Source organism: Variovorax atrisoli 110B (assembly GCF_000382045.1).
GTDB classification, from domain to species: Bacteria; Pseudomonadota; Gammaproteobacteria; order Burkholderiales; family Burkholderiaceae_C; genus Variovorax; species Variovorax atrisoli.
On sequence record NZ_KB907463.1, the window covers coordinates 56596 to 73234 of the forward strand.

Below are 16639 nucleotides of genomic sequence, written 5' to 3' on the forward strand. Positions count from 1 at the left end.
GGGGCCATGACATCCAGCCTCCCCATGCAACAGGACGACGACAACCTCTGGCTAGAGGACATCGACGGAGAGAAACAACTGGCCTGGGCGCGCGCCGAGAACGCCGTCACCGTGCAGGCGTACGCGCAGTCGCCCGCGTTCGAGGCGCTCCAGCAGGGCATCCTCGAGGTGCTCGACTCCGACGAGCGCATTCCGATGGTCTACAAGATCGGCCCGCGCTTCTTCTACAACTTCTGGCGCGACAAGGCGCATCCGAAGGGCGTCTGGCGGCGCACCACGCTCGACGAGTACCGCAAGCCGCGGCCCGAATGGGAGACCGTGCTCGACCTCGACGCGCTGGCCGCGGCCGACGGCGAGAACTGGGTCTGGCACGGCGCCGACTGCCTGCAGCCCGAGTACAGGCGCTGCCTGATCTCGCTGTCGCGCGGCGGCGCCGACGCCGACGTGGTGCGCGAGTTCGACCTGGAGACGAAGCAGTTCGTCGAGGGCGGCTTCTCGCTCCCGGAGGCCAAGAACCACGTGGGCTGGAAGGACATCGACCACCTCTACGTGGCCACCGACTTCGGCCCTGGCTCCATGACCAGCTCCAGCTACCCGCGCATCGTCAAGCAGTGGCGGCGCGGCACGCCGCTGGAGAGTGCGGTGACGGTGTACGAGGGCCTGCACGAGGACATGTCCGTGAGCGCCTGGCGCGACAACACGCCCGGCTTCGAGCGCGACTTCGTCTCGCGGCAGATGGACTTCTACGAGAGCGAGACCTGGCTGCGCGGCGCCGACGGCAAGCTGGTGAAGATCGACGTGCCCGACGACTGCGACACCGACATCACGCGCGAGTGGCTGCTCGTCGAGCCGCGCGAGGACTGGACCGTGGGCGGCACCACCTACAGGGCGGGCTCGCTGCTGGCCGCGAAGTTCGACGACTACATGGCCGGCAGCCGCACGCTCACGGTGCTGTTCGAGCCCGACGACACCACCGCGCTCGACGACTACTCGTGGACGCGCAACCACCTGATCGTCAACGTGATGCACGACGTGGTGAACCGCCTCGAGGTGCTCACGCCCCCCGCCGACGGCAAGGGCCCATGGAAGCGCGAGGGCCTGGGCGGCGCGCCCGAGCTCTCGACCATCGCGGCCGGCGGCATCGACGAGGACGAGAACGACGACTACTTCCTCACGGTGAGCGGCTTCCTGCAGCCGACCACGCTCTACATCGGCACCATCGGGCAGGGAGAGCCACAGGTGCTGAAGGGCAGCCCCTCGTTCTTCGACGCCTCGCGCCATCGCGTGAGCCAGCACTTCGCCACCTCCAAGGACGGCACGCGCGTGCCCTACTTCGAGATCGCCCCCAAGGACCTGAAAGCCGACGGCACCAACCCCACGCTGCAGTACGCCTACGGCGGCTTCGAGGTGCCCCTGCAGCCTGCCTACAGCGGCAGCATCGGCCGCGCATGGCTGGACCAGGGCGGCGTGTACGTCGTCGCCAACATCCGCGGCGGCGGCGAGTACGGCCCGCGCTGGCACCAGGCCGCGCTGCAGGAGAACCGGCTGCGCACCTGCGAGGACTTCGCGGCGGTCTCGGAGGACCTGATCGCGCGCAAGGTCACCTCGCCCGCTCACCTGGGCGCCATGGGCGGCAGCAACGGCGGGCTGCTGATGGGCAACATGCTCACGCTGTACCCGCACCTGTACGGCGCGATCGTGAGCGAGGTCGCGCTGCTGGACATGCGCCGCTACACGCACCTGTCGGCCGGCGCCTCGTGGATCGCGGAATACGGCGACCCCGACCAGCCGCAGGAGTGGGAGTTCATCCGCACCTTCTCGCCCTACGAGAACGCGAAGCCGGGGCTGGCCTGTCCGCCCGTGCTCTTCACCACCTCCACCCGCGACGACCGCGTGGGGCCGGTGCATGCGCGCAAGATGCACGCGAAGATGAAGGCACTGGGCTACGACAGCAGCTTCTACGAGAACCTGGAAGGCGGCCACAGCGCGGCCACCGACAACAGGGAGTCGGCCTTCATGGATGCGCTGGGCTACGCCTACCTGTGGCGGCACTTGAGGAGTTGAGATGAGCAATGCCAACGTCACCCTCGAACTGATCGGCGCACCCACCGACGTCGGCGCCAGCGTCCGCGGCGCGGGCATGGGCCCCGACGCGCTGCGCGTGGCGGGGCTGCCGGAGGCGCTCGCGCGGCAGGGCTATGCGGTCGTCGACCGGGGCAACCTCGCGGGGCCGGCCACGCCCTGGACGCAGCCGCCGAGCGGGCTGCGTCATCTCGACGAGGTGATCGCCTGGAACCGCTCGGTCTACGAGGCCATCGACACGGCGCTGGGTGCCGGCCGCGTGCCGCTGATGATGGGCGGCGACCACTGCCTGGCCATCGGCTCGATCAGCGCGGTGGCATGGCATGCGCGCAAGCGGGGCAAGAAGCTGCGCGTGCTGTGGCTCGATGCGCACTCCGACGTCAACACCGAGGCCTCCAGCCCCAGCGGCAACCTGCACGGCATGCCGGTGTCGTGCCTGCTGGGGCACGGACCCTCGGCGCTCACCGGCTGGAGCGGCGAGCGCGCGGCGCTGCAGCACGACGCGATCCGCTTCATCGGCATCCGCAGCGTGGACGGCGACGAGAAGGAAGCCATCCGCACGCTGGGCCTGAACGTGTTCGACATGCGCCACATCGACGAGCACGGCATGCGCACCACCATGACCGAGGCGCTGCAGGATGTCGACGAAGACACCCACCTGCACGTGAGCTTCGACCTCGACTGCCTCGACCCCGCCGACGCGCCCGGCGTGGGCACCGGCGTGCGCGGCGGCCCCACCTACCGCGAGATGCAGCTGTGCATGGAAATGATCGCCGACACCCGCCGGCTCGGCTCGCTCGACGTGGTGGAGCTGAACCCGGCGCTCGACGTGCGCAACCAGACCGCCGAGGTGGCCGTGGAACTCATCGAGAGCCTGTTCGGCAAGTCGACGCTGGCGAGGTAGGAAGAACTCCCCCAGGCTTCGCGCAATTCGTGTCGTTTGTCCTTCCCTTCGCCCGGGGGCGACACCCGCGGACCGGCAGAACCGGTTGCGCGGTGTCTCGCTAACGGGCTCTCCCGAGCCCAGGGGAAATCGATCAGGGCCGCTCGACCTGCGCCGCCTTGGCGCGCGTGCTGTAGCCCTGGTAGGCCGGCAGCGCGATGGCCGCGAGGATGCCGAGCACGGTGATCACCGGCAGCAGCCACGCGCCGATCAGCACGCCGATGCCATTGGGCGGCGGCGGCGCGCCGAAGCGGTTGCGGCCCTTGGTGCCGGGCTTGAAGACCCAGATCAGCGCGACGAAGGGGATCAGCGCCAAGAACAGCATCCAGCCCGACCAGTCCATGTCGTGCGAACGCTGGATGCCGGTCAGCACGTAGAAGACCAGGTACGGGATGGCGAGCACGAAGGTCAGCCCGCCGATCACGCCCTCGGAGCGCGCAAGGCCGGTGAAGCCGAGCACGCCACCCATCACGGCTGCCGCGATGATGAAGATGATGTACGAATAAAGCGTGTACGCCAGGAAGCGCGCCCGGCCGATGCGGCCCTTGGCGGACCACAGCTTGACGGGCTGCACGGCGCCGGATTCGCCCTCGTACACGTCGGCCACCGCGGAGCGCGGCGCGGCGTAAGGATTGGGGTTGGTGAAATCTGTCGTCATGTGTTTCTCTCTCCTCTGCTTTGATTTGTGAAGCGCCCATTGTGGGCAAAGACCTTTACAAAAGGCCAGCCCTTTTGACGGCGTGGTAGCGATTCACCAGCGCCACCGCGAGGTCGGCCGGCTCCACGTCGACCGACAGCGGATCGTTGCCCACCACGCGCGCGAAGGCGTCGCGGCGCGACTGATCGAACAGGTGCGCCGCGGCCACGTCGACCGCGTCGCGCGCATGCACCAGCGGCTGGCTGGCGATGCGCCCGATCACCCGCTCGCGCAGGCTCGCGACCAGCACGAGGTGCTTGCGGCGCAGCAGCTTGATGGCAGGGCGCAGCTCGGCGGCGTCTTCGTCGCGGAAGTTGGTCAGCACGATGACCAGCGCGCGCCGCTTCTGCACGCGCAGCAGTTCCTGCGCGGCCAGGAGGTAGTCGGAATGGGTGGCGCCGGGCTGGATGTCGTGCAGCCGGTTCATCAGCGCGTTGAGCGTGGCGCTGCCCTTGCGAGGGGCGAAGTCGCGCCGCTCTTGCGGCGGGCAGCCGAAGGTCATGGCGCCGACCTCGTCGCCCTCCTTCAGCGCGACGTAGCTCAGCAGCATCAGCGCGTTGAGGGCCTCGTCGAAGTGGCTGGTGCTGGTGCTGCCGTTGCCGTCGGCGCCGCCGGCCTGCTGCGCCGGAGCGCCCTCGTCGGCGCGCATGCGGCGGCCGCAGTCGAGCAGGAACAGCACGCACTGGTCGCGGTCGTCCTGGAACTCGCGCACGATGGGCCGGCGCTGGCGCTGGGTGGCCTTCCAGTCGATGTGGCGCAGCGAGTCGCCGGTCTTGTAGTCGGCAAGCTGGCGGAAGTCGGTGCCCAGCCCGCGCTGCGCATAGGTCTTGATGCCGATCTGCGCGAGCCGCCGGTCGCCCGAGAGCCACGCGTAGCGTGCCAGCGCCGCGAAGTTGGGATACACCCGCAGCCGGCGCGGCTCGCCGAGCGTCTGCCGCACCTCGAAGCAGCCGAGGCGGGTGCGCCAGCGCAGCTGGGTGGCCCCGAACCGAGCCACGCCGCGCTGCGTGGCGGTGGCCGTGTAGCGGATCGCGACGCGCGAGAGCGCCGGCACCGTGTGCTCCTGCGGCAGACCCTCGAAGGCGAAGTGCGTGTCGAGCTCGTCGAACACCGACACCCGCCAGGCCTGCGCACCTTCGTTCACCAGCGTGAGGGTGAGCACCGTGGGCACGCCCAGCGAGAACGCGCCGGGCAGGTTGCGCTCGATGCGCAGCGGCGCGGCGCGCCACAGCCGCAGGCTCTGCCAGAGATCGAAGCCCGCCAGCACGAGGCCCAGCGCCAGCAGCACGCCCGCCGCGAGGGCGACGTATTCCAGCGGCGCGCCCAGCAGCAGCGCCGCCGCGGCGGCAGTGCTCAGGCCAGCCAGCGCCAGCACGGGCGCCCGCGCAGGAATTGGCAGCAGACGCATCAACAGAGCACCGTCCCTTCGGGAAACACCGCGGAACCGGCTTCGCCGGGCCGCGGGTGTCGCCCCCGGCATGGGGTTGGCGCAGGGACGCGAAGGGCGCGAAGCCTGGGGGCGAACGTCATAGCCGTGGTGCTTCGACGCTGTCGCGCGCGGCGCGCAGCAGGGTGTCGACGCTCAGGCCTTCGAGCTGCGCGTCGGGCGAGATCATCACGCGGTGCCGCAGCGCGGGCAGCGCCTGGCGCGCCACGTCGTCGGGCGTGATGAAGTCGCGCCCTGCCATCAGCGCGGCGGCGCGGGCGGCGCGCACCAGCGCCATGGTGCCGCGCGGGCCGGCGCCCGACGACAGCCCCGGCCAGTCGCGCGTGGCGCGCGCGATGCGCACCGCGTAGTCGATCACGCGCTCGTCGGCCTGCACCAGGCAGGCCAGCCGCTGCAGTTCGAGCACCTGCGCCTCGTCGAGGCAGGGGCGCACCGCCTCCAGCGGGAACTGGTTGCCCGCGCGCTGCCGCGTGGTGAGCTGCACGATGGCGTTCTCCTCGCTGTGGCTCGGAAAGCCGATGTCGATCTTCAGCAGGAAGCGGTCGAGCTGCGCCTCGGGCAGCGGATAGGTGCCCTCGGTGTCGATCGGGTTCTGCGTGGCCATCACCATGAAGGGCCGCGGCAGCGCCATGGCCTTGCCTTCGAGCGTGACCTGATACTCCTGCATGACTTCGAGCAGCGCGCTCTGCGTCTTGGCCGGCGCGCGGTTGATCTCGTCGGCCAGCAGCAGGTTGGTGAACACCGGGCCCTGGTGCACGCGCAGGGTGCCGAGGCTGCCGTCGCCGCGCGAGGCGATGTCGAGCACGGCGTGGCCGGTGACGTCCGAGGGCATCAGGTCGGGCGTGAACTGCACACGCGAATAGCGCAGCGTCATGGCCTGCGCCAGCGCCCGTGCGAGCAGGGTCTTGCCGAGCCCCGGCACGCCCTCGATCAGCACGTGGCCCGAGGCCACCAGCGCCACCAGCGTCTGGTCGACCGCCTCGAGCTGGCCGACCACGGCCTGGCCGACCTCGGCGCGCAGCGTCTGCAGCCACTGGGCCGCACGCGTCAGTTCTTCGGGTTGGATGGCTTGCATGGGCGTCTCTCGGTTCAGGATGAAGAGGAAGAAGAAGGTGACGAAGAAGAGGCAGGCCGGGACGTGAGCGGCCCGTTCGCGTCGAGCCGGCGGCGCGCGGTCTCGAGCACTTCCAGGTCGATCGCCATGGCGCCGGCATGGCGGGAGCGGGCCTCGTCCATCGCGCGGGCGAGCATCGCCGGCTCCAGCCCCGTCGCCTGCGCGATGGCGGCTGCTCGCGCCGCCGCGTCGCGACGCGCGTAGCCGCGCAGCTGGCGGCGGGCGGATTCGTCGAGCGCGCGCAGTTGCGCCACGTGCAGCGCAGCCGCGCCGTGCGCGTGCAGGAAGCCGGCGGTGCCGCGCACCTGCTCGGCCATGGAGCGCCGGTGCGTTCCCGCCGAAGGCGCGAGCGGCCCGAAGCGCACCGCCGCGCGCCACAGCGCAGCCGCCAGCGCCAGCAGGCCGAGCACCAGCGCCACCCAGCCTTTCTGCCAGAGCCACAGCAGGAAGGGCTCGCGCGCCTCGTCGGCGACGAACCAGATCTCGGCGCCGCCGCGCGCCTGCACGGCAGCGGCGGCGAACAGTGCGTTGTCGCCGCGCAGGATGCCGTCGTTGTGCCACACGCCCCAGGGCAGCACGGTGACGGAGCCACGGCCGACGGCCACGCGGATCGCCTCGGTGCCGCGCGAGCCGGCCACCGTCCACAGCGCGGGGGGCTGCCTGTCGGCGGGCCGGTAGCGCGAGGGCGACCACCAGGTGCACAGCCGGTAGCCGCGCCCACCCGCGAAGCTCGCAGGCACGGTCGCGGGTTCGGTCACGATGCGGCAGTCCGCGTCCTTGGCGGACGGATCGGGGATGCGCGGGAGGCCGGATCTCTTTTTCTTCTTCGGCTCGGACGCCTCGTCGTTCTTCGCATCATTCTTCTCGTCGGACGCGGGCGGCTTCTCGCGCACCAATGGCAGCCAGTCCTCGAGCTGGTCTCCGCCGACGAGGTAGCCCGGCATCACGAGGTGCCCGCCCTGCTCGACCCACTGGCGCAGGCGCTTGCCGCGCTCGGGGAACATGTCCCAGTGGCTGGAGCCGAGCACCAGCCGCGCCTGCGCGGGCGGCATGGCGTCGAGGCCGTCGCGCTTGACCACCTTCATGCCGAGCTCGCGCAGCAGCACCTGCGCGCCGTAGAAGCGGTTGGTCTTGGCCTCGCCGCTCGCGGGGGTCGACACCTCGGTGTCGGCCCATTCGGTGGCGTTGACCAGCCAGAAGCCGGCCAGCGCCAGCACGAGCACCACGAGGATGCGGACCACCCAGGCGTTCATGCGGCCGCGCCCTTCATCAGGCCGTCGTCCTGCCCGGCGACGGCTGGCCTGGCGGGCAGTTGCGCGTCGAACTCGCCGCATAGCGCGAGCACCTGCGCGGTGGACGGCAGCCGGCCGCCGTAGGCCGCCAGCTGCCAGGCCTCGACCAGCCGCACGAAGAAGGCCTGCGCCTGCGGCGACAGCCGGGTCGCGGCGAGCGCCACGCACTCGCCCTCGGTGCTCGCGGCGCGCACCGGCACCGCATGCGCATGCACGAGCCGCGACAGCGCCCCGCGGTACAGCAGCGACAGCGCGGGCCGGTGCTGGCCGCGCTGCCAGAGGCCGGCGGCGGCATTGCCGATGTCGTCGGGCAGGCTTTCGGGGCGGATGTCGAGGCTGCCCACGTGGCTCGGCAGCTGAGCCTTGCCGGGCCGCGTGCCGCCGGCGCGCACGCGCACCCAGCGATGCAGACGCACGACCAGCCAGGCCAGCGCCAGCGCGGCCAGCCCCCAGATCAGCCAGCGCGCACCCTCGGCCACCGCGCGCACGAAGTCGCGCAGCCAGCCAAGGCTGTCGGCCTTGTGCTCGGGCTCTTCCTCTTCGTCGTCACGCTCCTTGAAGCGCAGCTTCTTCTCGGTCCTGGTGCCGGGCATGTTCGGATCGGCGCGGACCTTGTCGGCCGCGGCCTTCACCTGCTCGCGCGTCAATGGTGTCTCGGCCGCGGAAACAGGCAACGACACCACGCACCCAGCCAGGAGCAGAGCAACCAGCACCCTCATTCCAGGGATACCGTGGAACCGGCTTTGCCGGGCCACAGGTATCGCCCCCTGCAAGGGGGTTGGCGAAGCGACACGAAGTGCGCGAAGCCTGGGGGTGAGCTCCAAGCCCACGCGGAACCGGCTTCGCCGGGCCGCCGGTATCGCCCCCTGCAAGGGGGTTGGCGAAGCGACACGAAGTGCGCGAAGCCTGGGGGTGTCATCGAAATCCACGACGGAACTCCTGCTCGATGTCCCAGGCTTCGAGCTCGACCCGGCGGTTGAGATACATCGCGAAACCCGCCGCCACGTAGAACGGCTCCAGCACGCCGACGACCAGCGCGTAGGCGCCGGCCGCCAGCAGGCTCTGCGCCAGCGAATCGGACTGCGTGAACCACGCGAAGAGGTCGCTGGCGCTGCCTTCGGGCGCGAACCAGAACAGCAGCGACAGCAGGCAGATGTCGAGCGCCATCTCGACGTTGGCGAACACCAGCTGCATGCCGGTGGCGGCGCCGCGCCGTCCGTACAGCAGCTGCGTGCGCCGCTTGCGCCTGGCGCTGCCGCGCTGGCCTTCGAGCTGCTCGATGGCCTGGGTGAACGAGCGCCAGGGCGAGAAGCGCCGCCACAGCAATGTGCGCAGCAGCTGTCCGCCCCACACGGCGCGGCGATTGGCCCAGAGGTCGGACCAGCGAGTCTCCTGCCCGAACACGGCGCGGGAATGGACGAACAGCAGGCTGCGGTCGAGCCAGGGCTTCAGCCAGAAGATCAGCAGGCCGGGCAGCCAGCCTGCGATCTCGACCGTGCAGAGGGCCAGCAGCACCGTGACAACGTAAACCGGCAGGAAGGTGCGCCACACCGATCGCGCATGGCTGCGCACCAGCTGCGCGCCGAGGTCGGCGGCCTCGGCCATCGGCCGCGGCCTCAGCGCGATCGCGAGGCCGTCAACCTGCATGCGCTTCTCCCGCATCGTCGCTGGCGCGCGGCCTGCCCTGCCAGCCCAGGTAGGCCAGCACCAGCAGCCAGCAGGCGCCGCCCACGCCGTACTTCACGGCCGGCGCGATCCAGCGCGCCGACGACCAGAAGGCCTCGATGGCCGCGGCGATCAGCAGCAGCCCGACCACCCCGTAGACGATCACCACCGCATGCCGCGCCGCCAGCCGCAGCGCCTCCAGCCGCGTGTGCCGTCCGGGCGCCACCCACGAATAGCCCAGCCGCAGGCCCGCCGCGCCTGCCAGCACGATCGCGGTGAGCTCGAAGGCCGAGTGCGTGACGACGAAGGACAGGAAGTTCTCGGCATGCCCCGCCGCAATGAGGTAGCCGCCCACCGCCCCGATCTGCACACCGTTGAACAGCACCACCGCGGCGCTGCCGATGCCGGCGAAGATGCCGGCCGCGAAGCAGCGGAACCCGATGCCGATGTTGTTCATGATGTAGTAGCCGAACATCTGCCAGTCGTCGCCCGCGCTGCGCGTGCGGCCGAGCGACTCGGCACCGTCGCCGTACATGGAATCGAACTGCTGCACCGAGCTGGCGTCGAGCAGGTGCAGGATGAAGCCCGGGTCGCGCCAGGCCGCCCAGCCCGCCATCAGCAGCGGCAGCACGAACATCAGCGCCGACACCAGCAGGTAGAAGCGGTGCGCGCGCACCGCCTCGGGAAAGTCGACCAGCGCGAGCCGTGCGAAACGCGCGAGGCCGTAGTCGTGGCGGCGGTAGATCAGCCGGTGCGCGCTTTGCGTGAGGCCCTCGAGGCGCTGCGTGAGGTGGATCGGATAGGCGCGCGCCTGCGCCAGCGCGAGGTGCTCGCACACGCGGCGGTACAGCGTGGCGAGCCGGGCTCCGTCGAACTTGCGCCTGGTCTCGGCCGTACGGATGACGGCCTCGAGCTCGGCCCACAGTGGCGCGTAGGCGGCTTCGAAATCGAGCGGCGTCATCGCACCGCCCTTTCCTGCGCATCGACATTGCCACCTGCGGCGGCACCGGCGCGCCGGCCCAGCACCCACTGCGCCACGCCGAGCAGGCGCTGCGAGGCCGGGGCGCCCGTGGTGTCGGGGCCCAGCACCGGCTCCGCGATGCGGGCCAGTTCGTCGAAGCGCTCGGGCGTGAGGCGCGTGGCGCGCCCGGCCCACGAGACGATGGCCATCTGCTCGCGCGCCGACAGCGGCCGCGCGGGCGCCTGCGGTTCGGCCGGCGGCAGGCTGCCGTGCAGGCTCACCTGGTCGCTGAACACCACCAGCGTGCCGGCGGCCAGGTCGCCCAGGCGCTTGCTGTCGCGGCGCCACAGCATCGACACGATGCCCGCGCCGTAGAAGGAAGGAACGAAGTCGGCCGCGCGCAGCAGGTTGCGCGTGAGCGCGGCGGCGGGCGTGACGGGCAGGCCCGAATCCATCACCACGCGCAGGCCCATCACGCGCTTGCCGGGCGTGGCCGCCGCGCGCGTGAGCTCGAAGACCACCGGGTAGAACCACTCCAGGCAGAAGTAGGCGATCAGCAGGATGCCGAAGCCCATCTTGCCGAGCATGCCGACGGCGATGGAGATCGCCACGAAGATGCCGAGCCGGATCGCGAAGTCGATCAGGTAGGCCAGCCCGCGCGCGACCAGCCCGGCCGGGCGAAGCGAGAGCGCGATGCCTTCGGGGGTCTCGGCGGTGTAGAGCGTGTCGAGGCGCACTGTGGTCGCGCCGGCTCAGGCTTGCAGCACGACGGTGTCGGCGATCTGGTCGTGCAGGCAGCGGCGCGACGCGCGGAAGATGAAGAGGCAGTCGATCAGCACGTAGATCGGGCCGAGCAGCGGCCAGATGCTGGTGAAGAACAACGGGCCGTCGCGCAGCGCGAGGATGCGGCCGATCTGCGCACGCGAGCCGTCGGGCCGCGCGATGCGGATCTTGAAAAGCGCCTTGCCGATGGTCTGGCCGCGGGTGGCCAGCAGGTAGCCGTGCAGCACGAGGTAGAGGACGACGCCGGAAGCCGCGCTGGAGATGCGCGGCTCCCATATGCCGAGGCCGTCGTCTTCCCAGAGGTTGATGGGCGTGAATGTCGCCAGGAGCCAGATCGCCGCGATGGAGATGCCCGCATCGAGCATCGCCGAGAGGAAGCGCGTACCGCGCGATGCGAGTTCGCCCGACTGGCCTCCGCCCGGCTGCACCACGTCTTCCACATGGGATTGCGGAGGCGCGTAGCGCGCGTCCTGCGACTGATCTTCCATGCCCGTCCCTCTCCGAAACGAATGAATTTTCGGAAGATTCTAGGACCTTCGATGTCGGCGCCGGCCGGCGGACTACGTCGGCTGGCGTGCGGCGATGACCGCCTGCAGGCGCCGCAGGTCGTCGAGCAGCAGGTTCAGCGGCGCGGCCAGCAGCGCGTTCGACGCCTCGTGCCGCGATGAAGCCTGCGCGGCGCAGCGGGCCAGCTCGCCCAGGTCGGGCGGGGCGGACTGGCCCGCGAGCGCGTCGGCCATGCCGGCGATGGCCGCACCTGCTGCCTGGGCCGCTTCAGCTTGCGCCGCGGGGGCGAACCGCAACACGCGGTCGAGCACCGTGGCGTCCTGGAAGATGCGCGCCGCCAGCCTGGCCTTGTCGCGATAGCGGCCGCCGGTGGCGCCGCGACGCCACCATCGGGCCTCCAGGTCGGCGCTGCCGGCCAGCGCACTCAGGCGGCCCAGCGACGCGCGCGTGCCTGCCTGGACGCGCTCGATCTCCGCAGCGTCGCTCGGCCGCCGCGATGCGGACATGCGCCTGCCGATGCCGCGCAGCAGCGCCGCACAGCCCTCGTCGAAGCGCATGCCTGCGTGGTACTCCGACATCACCGTCGCGACCGCCAGCGCCACGCCCACGCCGATGCCGATCTGCACCATGCGCAGCATCGCCACCTGGAGCGGCGAATGGCCGGGAATGCCGCCGGCAGACAGGATGATCAGCGCCGCCACCGGCGCGCTGCGCATGCCCGGCACCGAGGCGCTGGCAAACGCGAGCAGCACGACGAAGGCCAGCGTGGTCGCGATCGGCGGTGCCCCGTGATGCTGCAGATAGACGCCTGCCATGCCGGCCAGCGCGCCGGCGGCGGTGCCGCGCACGCGGTCCCAGCCTGCATCGAGCGTAGAGCCGGCGCTCGGGCGCATGACGATCAGCACGCTCATCACGGCCCAGAAGCTCTCGGGCAGTTGCATCGCCGTGGCCACGCCCCAGGCGATGGCCACCGCCGCCGCGAGCTGCGCCCCGGGGCGCCAGCGGCCGTGGCGCCAGGGCTCGGCCAGGCGTTGCAGCGCGCGCGAGCCGCTCATGATCCGGGCAGCTTCGCGCTGCCGTCGACACCGGCGAGTCGGGCGGCGATGCCGTCGATCAGCCCGCAGGCTTCGAGCAGCAGGGCGCGCTGGCGTTCATCGAGCGAGGCGCCTATGGCCTCGGCCAGCGCCGCCTCGCGCGTGCGCATGATCGCCTTCAGCCGGCGCATGCCATCGGCAGTGAGCGACAGCAGCCACTGCCGCCCGTCGCCCGGATGCGGCGCGCGGCCGATCCAGCCCTCGGCCTCCAGTTCGGCCAGCAGCCTTGTCAGCGACTGGAGCTTGACGCGCTCCAGTCCAGCCAGCGTCGTGGGCGTGCAAGGGCCGTGCTGATGGAGCTGGCCCAGCACGCTGAGCTTGGCCACGCTGGGGCTGTCCGCCGCGGCGCTGCCGCTTCGCAGCTGGCGGGCGAGCAGCGACACCGCGCTGCGAAGGCGAGAGGCGCATTGCGCCGGGTCCGGGATGGTGGAAGCCATGCCCGGAATTGTAAGACGTGTCTTGGTATCTGGGGCTTCAGCCCCGGTTGGGAGACGAAGTCACGGGATAGGTGACGGCCGGTGCCGGGTCGGAGGCCGGTGCCGTTGCCGGCGCCGTCAACGGCGCGGGCGCCGCGGCCGGAGAGGCGACCGGCGATGCGACCGGCGACTGCTCGGGCTTCGCCGCGGCCGCCTCGTCCTGCGCTTCCGGGCCTTCGAGGAAGCGGTCGAGCAGCGCGAAGAAGCGGTCGTAGAAGCGCTCGTCGGTCAGCGTCTCGCTGGCCACTTTCACCATCGCGTCGTCGCTGCTGGCGAAAGGCAGCGAGAGAGAGCCGATCGCGCCCACGCCGAGGCTCGCCGAGTTGTTCACCTTCTTGAGCCCGTAGCGGTCCTGCAGGGCGGTGGCGAAGGCCACGGTGCTCCTGCCCGCCTTGCCGCTGCGGGTGCTTTCGCGCGCGCAGACCACGCGGAACTCGACCTCCACATGCACCTCGGCGGCCGGCTGGAAGCTCTTGCGCCCGGTCACGAGGTCGGCGTTGGCCGCCGTGATCATGTAGCCCTGGCTCAACAGGGCACGACGCGCGGCCTCGCAGGTCTCGGCCTCGGTGGCCTCGTAGTCGCGGGTATGGGTGTTGGTGGAACTGAAGGCCTCGGGCTCGTAGCTGACCTGTCGGGAGGCGCTGCCGCAGCCGGCGAGCAGGAGAGCGGCGGACAACAGGCCCGCGGCGAGAACCGATGTACGGACCGAGGCAGGGACGGCGAACAGGGAATTGGAGTGCATGGACGGCATGAAGCGGCGAATGCTAACCGGCGGCCTTGCCGGCAAGCCTTCGAGCGCGCCCGTGCAGCGGCGTTCCCGCCGCGATGCCGAAATTTTCAGGACCAGGGCAGCACGTGATGGGCGCGCACCCGCGTCTGCGCGATCAGCCGCGCGTTCGGGGCGTCGGTGCTCTCCACCCAGGCGCGCGCCTCCTCGGCGCTGCGGCCGAACTGCTGGTGGCGGCGAACCAGCCGCTCCTCGCGCACCGCATCGTCGATGTCCACGTACCAGACCTCATCGAGCATCGCCGCCGCGCCGGCCCATGGGCCGACGTCGTGCAGCAGGTAGTTGCCCTCGGTGATGACGAGCTGCGTCGACGGCAGCACCGCGATCGCGCCGGCGATCGGCTCCTCGATCTCGCGGCGGAACTCGGGCGCGTAGACGATCCCGCCGTCGGGCCGCTGCTCGCGCAGCCGCTGCAGCAGCGCGACGTAGCCGGCGCTGTCGAAGGTGTCGGGCGCTCCCTTGCGTGCGGCTCGGCCGAGCCGTTGCAGCTCGACGTTGGCAAGGTGGAAGCCGTCCATCGGGACCACCTGGGCACGCTGCGCCCCCACCGCCTGCAACAGCGCAGCCGCGAGCGTCGACTTGCCCGCGCCGGGCGCACCGACGAGCCCCAGCAGCCTGCGCTGCCCGCTGGCCATCAAGGCCTGCAGGCGGGCCGCGCTTTCGGGCGGAAGTGGGGGAAGCGGGGGAAAGGTCTGCGCGGGGGTGGTGGTCATCCCCCGAGCGTAGCTTTTCCTTGGGTCAAAAAAGCATCGGCGCGCCGAGGCGGCTGCGCTGTCACTTCAGGATCGAACGAAATGTCAGGCTGATGCGCTCTCCCACGCCTTCCGTCTTGGGAATCGCGTGAAGCCAATCCCGCTGCACCGCGTCCGACATGTAGAGCAGCGAACCATGAGGAAGCGGGTAGTCAAAGCGCAAGCTGCTGTCGGCCTTGCTGCGATATGCGATCGACCGCGTGGCTCCGATCGACACGATGGCAACGCCAGTGCCGGGTGCCAGCGCCGTGGTGTCGTCCGAATGGAAGCCCATCGACGATGTGCCGTCGGCATAGTGATTCAACAGGCAGTTGTTGGGACGAAAGCCGAGCCTGGCCTCGATCCGGCCGCACAGGACCGCCAATTCGGAAGGGATCGGCACCGCCTCGTAGGCCATCTGCGAATAGTCGTACGGCACGCCGAAGCTGGCGGTCTTGCGTGCACGCATGCGCTCGTCCCACGCCACCGCGGACCGAAGCCATTTGAGAAGGGCATCGGGCGACGCGACGAACGCGGGATCGAGCTGGATGGGCGGGCCAATCATGGGCCCGCAGGATACAGGGACCGTCGCTTCGCGATCAGGGGTACAGGCCGCGTTCCTGGCGAGCCATCAGGATGCGCTCGCAGGCCACCGCGTACGTCGCGGTACGCAGCGTGATCTTGTGCTTGTCGGCCGTGTCCCAGATCTGGTTGAGCGCGTTCATCATGATGCGGTCGAGGCGCACGTTGATCTCGTCCTCGTCCCAGAAGAAGGACGAGAAGTCCTGCACCCATTCGAAGTAGCTCACGGTCACGCCGCCGGCGTTGCAGATCACGTCAGGTACCACCAGCACGCCGCGCTCGGCGAGGATGTCGTCGGCCTGCGGCACGGTGGGGCCGTTGGCGCCTTCGAGCACCAGCTTGGCGGTGGTCTTCTGCGCGCGCTCGGCGGTGAGCTGGCCTTCGAGGGCGGCCGGAATGAGGATGTCGCAGGGCGTGTTCCAGAAATCCTCGTTCGGCACGATGTCGCCGCCGGCCTTGAAGCCGACCACGCCGTCGGTGCGCGAGATGGGCACGAGCTTGGCGAGGTCGAGGCCGTTGGTGTTGACGATGGTGCCGGTATGGTCCTGCACGGCGACGATCTTGGCACCGGCTTCGGCGAAGAGTTCGGCCGCGACGGAGCCCACGTTGCCGAAGCCCTGCACGGCGATGCGCGCACCGCGCAGGTCGATGCCGAGGCGTCGCGCGGCTTCGCGGCCGGTGACGAACACGCCGCGGCCGGTGGCCTTCACGCGGCCCAGCGAGCCGCCCAGGTGCAGGGGCTTGCCGGTGACGACGCCGGTGGCGGTGCCGCCGACGTTCATCGAGTAGGTGTCCATCATCCACGCCATGATCTGGGCGTTGGTGTTGACGTCGGGCGCGGGGATGTCGGTGTGCGGGCCGATGATGATGCCGATCTCGCTGGTGTAGCGGCGAGTGACTTTCTCGAGTTCCTGCGGCGAGAGCTTCTTCGGGTCGACGCGGATGCCGCCCTTGGCGCCGCCGTACGGCAGGTTCACGGCGGCCGTCTTGATGGTCATCCAGGCCGACAGGGCCATGACTTCCTCGAGCGTGACGTCGGGGTGGAAGCGGATGCCGCCCTTGCCAGGGCCGCGGCTCATGTTGTGCTGCACGCGGTAGCCCTCGAAGTGGGCGATGCTGCCGTCGTCCATTTCGATCGGCACGTCGACGATGAGCGCGCGCTTGGGGCGCTTGAGGGTTTCGACCCAGCGGGCCAGCGGGCCAAGGTACGGCACGACGCGATCGACCTGCGAGAGATAGGTGCCCCACGGGCTGTTGGCTGTAGGACTGACGAAGGAGAGTTGTTCGCTCATAGGGGTTCCCTTGTTGGTTTGTGAGGGTGGCCGCAACGATAGACCTCCGCCGCACGTTGCGCCATGGCTTATGCGCGCCGCGGAGGCGGTTATGCAAGAGAGGTTGGCAGGCCCGCGATGCCGACATTGCGTCGATGTCATCGCGGCGAGCGCGGGCTGACTGTTTCGCTTCCTAGATTGGCTGGG

17 protein-coding genes are annotated in these 16639 nt (G+C 70.5%); 2 read left to right on the top strand and 15 right to left on the bottom strand.

Annotated features, from left to right (window positions below):
- The first annotated feature begins 6 nt into the window (after positions 1 to 6).
- Together G369_RS0128845 and rocF are read left to right on the top strand one after the other, a co-directional pair.
- Positions 7 to 2064, top strand: a complete 2058-nt coding sequence (locus G369_RS0128845; RefSeq protein ID WP_019657545.1) for a prolyl oligopeptidase family serine peptidase — start codon at positions 7 to 9, stop codon at positions 2062 to 2064.
- Between the two features lies 1 nt (position 2065).
- A complete protein-coding gene (gene rocF, locus G369_RS0128850) occupies positions 2066 to 2986 on the top strand; it encodes an arginase (RefSeq protein ID WP_019657546.1) in 921 nt (306 codons plus the stop codon).
- Positions 2987 to 3119: 133 nt separating this feature from the next.
- Here the strand turns inward: rocF and G369_RS0128855 are convergent, their stop codons facing one another.
- From G369_RS0128855 to G369_RS0128925, 15 genes are all read right to left on the bottom strand, one after another.
- The gene (locus G369_RS0128855; protein WP_019657547.1) at positions 3120 to 3683 is read right to left on the bottom strand and encodes a DUF805 domain-containing protein; all 564 of its coding nucleotides are present in this window, start codon (positions 3681 to 3683) and stop codon (positions 3120 to 3122) included.
- A gap of 55 nt (positions 3684 to 3738) precedes the next feature.
- Positions 3739 to 5130 carry a DUF58 domain-containing protein gene (locus G369_RS0128860; RefSeq protein WP_019657548.1) on the bottom strand — a complete coding sequence of 464 codons (1392 nt, stop codon included), beginning with the start codon at positions 5128 to 5130 and terminating at the stop codon, positions 3739 to 3741.
- Between the two features lie 118 nt (positions 5131 to 5248).
- Entirely contained in the window at positions 5249 to 6244 is a 996-nt protein-coding gene (locus G369_RS0128865) for an AAA family ATPase (RefSeq protein WP_019657549.1), read from the bottom strand.
- A gap of 14 nt (positions 6245 to 6258) precedes the next feature.
- Entirely contained in the window at positions 6259 to 7536 is a 1278-nt protein-coding gene (locus G369_RS0128870; protein ID WP_019657550.1) for a DUF4350 domain-containing protein, read from the bottom strand.
- A complete protein-coding gene (locus G369_RS0128875) occupies positions 7533 to 8222 on the bottom strand; it encodes a DUF4129 domain-containing protein (protein WP_019657551.1) in 690 nt (229 codons plus the stop codon). The genes G369_RS0128870 and G369_RS0128875 overlap by 4 nt, the downstream gene beginning before the upstream one ends.
- Positions 8223 to 8490: 268 nt before the next feature.
- The gene (locus G369_RS0128880) at positions 8491 to 9222 is read right to left on the bottom strand and encodes a hypothetical protein (protein ID WP_026346730.1); all 732 of its coding nucleotides are present in this window, start codon (positions 9220 to 9222) and stop codon (positions 8491 to 8493) included.
- Positions 9212 to 10201 (bottom strand): stage II sporulation protein M, encoded by a 990-nt coding sequence (locus tag G369_RS0128885; protein ID WP_019657553.1) that lies wholly within the window; start codon positions 10199 to 10201, stop codon positions 9212 to 9214. The genes G369_RS0128880 and G369_RS0128885 overlap by 11 nt, the downstream gene beginning before the upstream one ends.
- Positions 10198 to 10938 (bottom strand): RDD family protein, encoded by a 741-nt coding sequence (locus G369_RS0128890; RefSeq protein WP_019657554.1) that lies wholly within the window; start codon positions 10936 to 10938, stop codon positions 10198 to 10200. Before G369_RS0128890 ends, G369_RS0128885 begins: the two co-directional genes overlap by 4 nt.
- A 15-nt stretch (positions 10939 to 10953) precedes the next feature.
- Positions 10954 to 11472 carry an RDD family protein gene (locus G369_RS0128895; RefSeq protein WP_019657555.1) on the bottom strand — a complete coding sequence of 173 codons (519 nt, stop codon included), beginning with the start codon at positions 11470 to 11472 and terminating at the stop codon, positions 10954 to 10956.
- Positions 11473 to 11544: 72 nt separating this feature from the next.
- Positions 11545 to 12546: an FUSC family protein gene (locus tag G369_RS0128900; RefSeq protein ID WP_019657556.1), complete on the bottom strand. Its 1002-nt coding sequence runs from the start codon at positions 12544 to 12546 to the stop codon at positions 11545 to 11547.
- Positions 12543 to 13022, bottom strand: coding sequence for a MarR family winged helix-turn-helix transcriptional regulator (locus G369_RS0128905; protein WP_019657557.1), 480 nt, complete (start codon positions 13020 to 13022; stop codon positions 12543 to 12545). The genes G369_RS0128900 and G369_RS0128905 overlap by 4 nt, the downstream gene beginning before the upstream one ends.
- A 37-nt stretch (positions 13023 to 13059) precedes the next feature.
- Entirely contained in the window at positions 13060 to 13812 is a 753-nt protein-coding gene (locus G369_RS0128910; RefSeq protein ID WP_019657558.1) for a DUF2242 domain-containing protein, read from the bottom strand.
- 86 nt (positions 13813 to 13898) lie between these two features.
- Entirely contained in the window at positions 13899 to 14561 is a 663-nt protein-coding gene (locus G369_RS0128915; protein ID WP_019657559.1) for a nucleoside/nucleotide kinase family protein, read from the bottom strand.
- Positions 14562 to 14622: 61 nt separating this feature from the next.
- Positions 14623 to 15144 (bottom strand): alpha-ketoglutarate-dependent dioxygenase AlkB family protein, encoded by a 522-nt coding sequence (locus G369_RS0128920; RefSeq protein ID WP_019657560.1) that lies wholly within the window; start codon positions 15142 to 15144, stop codon positions 14623 to 14625.
- Between the two features lie 34 nt (positions 15145 to 15178).
- Positions 15179 to 16453: a Glu/Leu/Phe/Val family dehydrogenase gene (locus tag G369_RS0128925; protein ID WP_019657561.1), complete on the bottom strand. Its 1275-nt coding sequence runs from the start codon at positions 16451 to 16453 to the stop codon at positions 15179 to 15181.
- Positions 16454 to 16639 lie beyond the last annotated feature (186 nt).

Bases quoted from the DNA above. Each gene is read 5' to 3' on its own strand.
- G369_RS0128880 (WP_026346730.1), bottom strand. From the start codon at position 9,222: ATGCAGGTTGACGGCCTCGCGATCGCGCTGAGGCCGCGGCCGATGGCC.
- G369_RS0128910 (WP_019657558.1), bottom strand. From the start codon at position 13,812: ATGCCGTCCATGCACTCCAATTCCCTGTTCGCCGTCCCTGCCTCGGTC.
- G369_RS0128895 (WP_019657555.1), bottom strand. From the start codon at position 11,472: ATGGAAGATCAGTCGCAGGACGCGCGCTACGCGCCTCCGCAATCCCAT.
- G369_RS0128845 (WP_019657545.1), top strand. From the start codon at position 7: ATGACATCCAGCCTCCCCATGCAACAGGACGACGACAACCTCTGGCTA.
- G369_RS0128915 (WP_019657559.1), bottom strand. From the start codon at position 14,561: ATGACCACCACCCCCGCGCAGACCTTTCCCCCGCTTCCCCCACTTCCG.
- G369_RS0128870 (WP_019657550.1), bottom strand. From the start codon at position 7,536: ATGAACGCCTGGGTGGTCCGCATCCTCGTGGTGCTCGTGCTGGCGCTG.
- G369_RS0128905 (WP_019657557.1), bottom strand. From the start codon at position 13,022: ATGGCTTCCACCATCCCGGACCCGGCGCAATGCGCCTCTCGCCTTCGC.
- G369_RS0128885 (WP_019657553.1), bottom strand. From the start codon at position 10,201: ATGACGCCGCTCGATTTCGAAGCCGCCTACGCGCCACTGTGGGCCGAG.
- G369_RS0128865 (WP_019657549.1), bottom strand. From the start codon at position 6,244: ATGCAAGCCATCCAACCCGAAGAACTGACGCGTGCGGCCCAGTGGCTG.
- G369_RS0128925 (WP_019657561.1), bottom strand. From the start codon at position 16,453: ATGAGCGAACAACTCTCCTTCGTCAGTCCTACAGCCAACAGCCCGTGG.
- G369_RS0128900 (WP_019657556.1), bottom strand. From the start codon at position 12,546: ATGAGCGGCTCGCGCGCGCTGCAACGCCTGGCCGAGCCCTGGCGCCAC.
- G369_RS0128860 (WP_019657548.1), bottom strand. From the start codon at position 5,130: ATGCGTCTGCTGCCAATTCCTGCGCGGGCGCCCGTGCTGGCGCTGGCT.
- rocF (WP_019657546.1), top strand. From the start codon at position 2,066: ATGAGCAATGCCAACGTCACCCTCGAACTGATCGGCGCACCCACCGAC.
- G369_RS0128920 (WP_019657560.1), bottom strand. From the start codon at position 15,144: ATGATTGGCCCGCCCATCCAGCTCGATCCCGCGTTCGTCGCGTCGCCC.
- G369_RS0128855 (WP_019657547.1), bottom strand. From the start codon at position 3,683: ATGACGACAGATTTCACCAACCCCAATCCTTACGCCGCGCCGCGCTCC.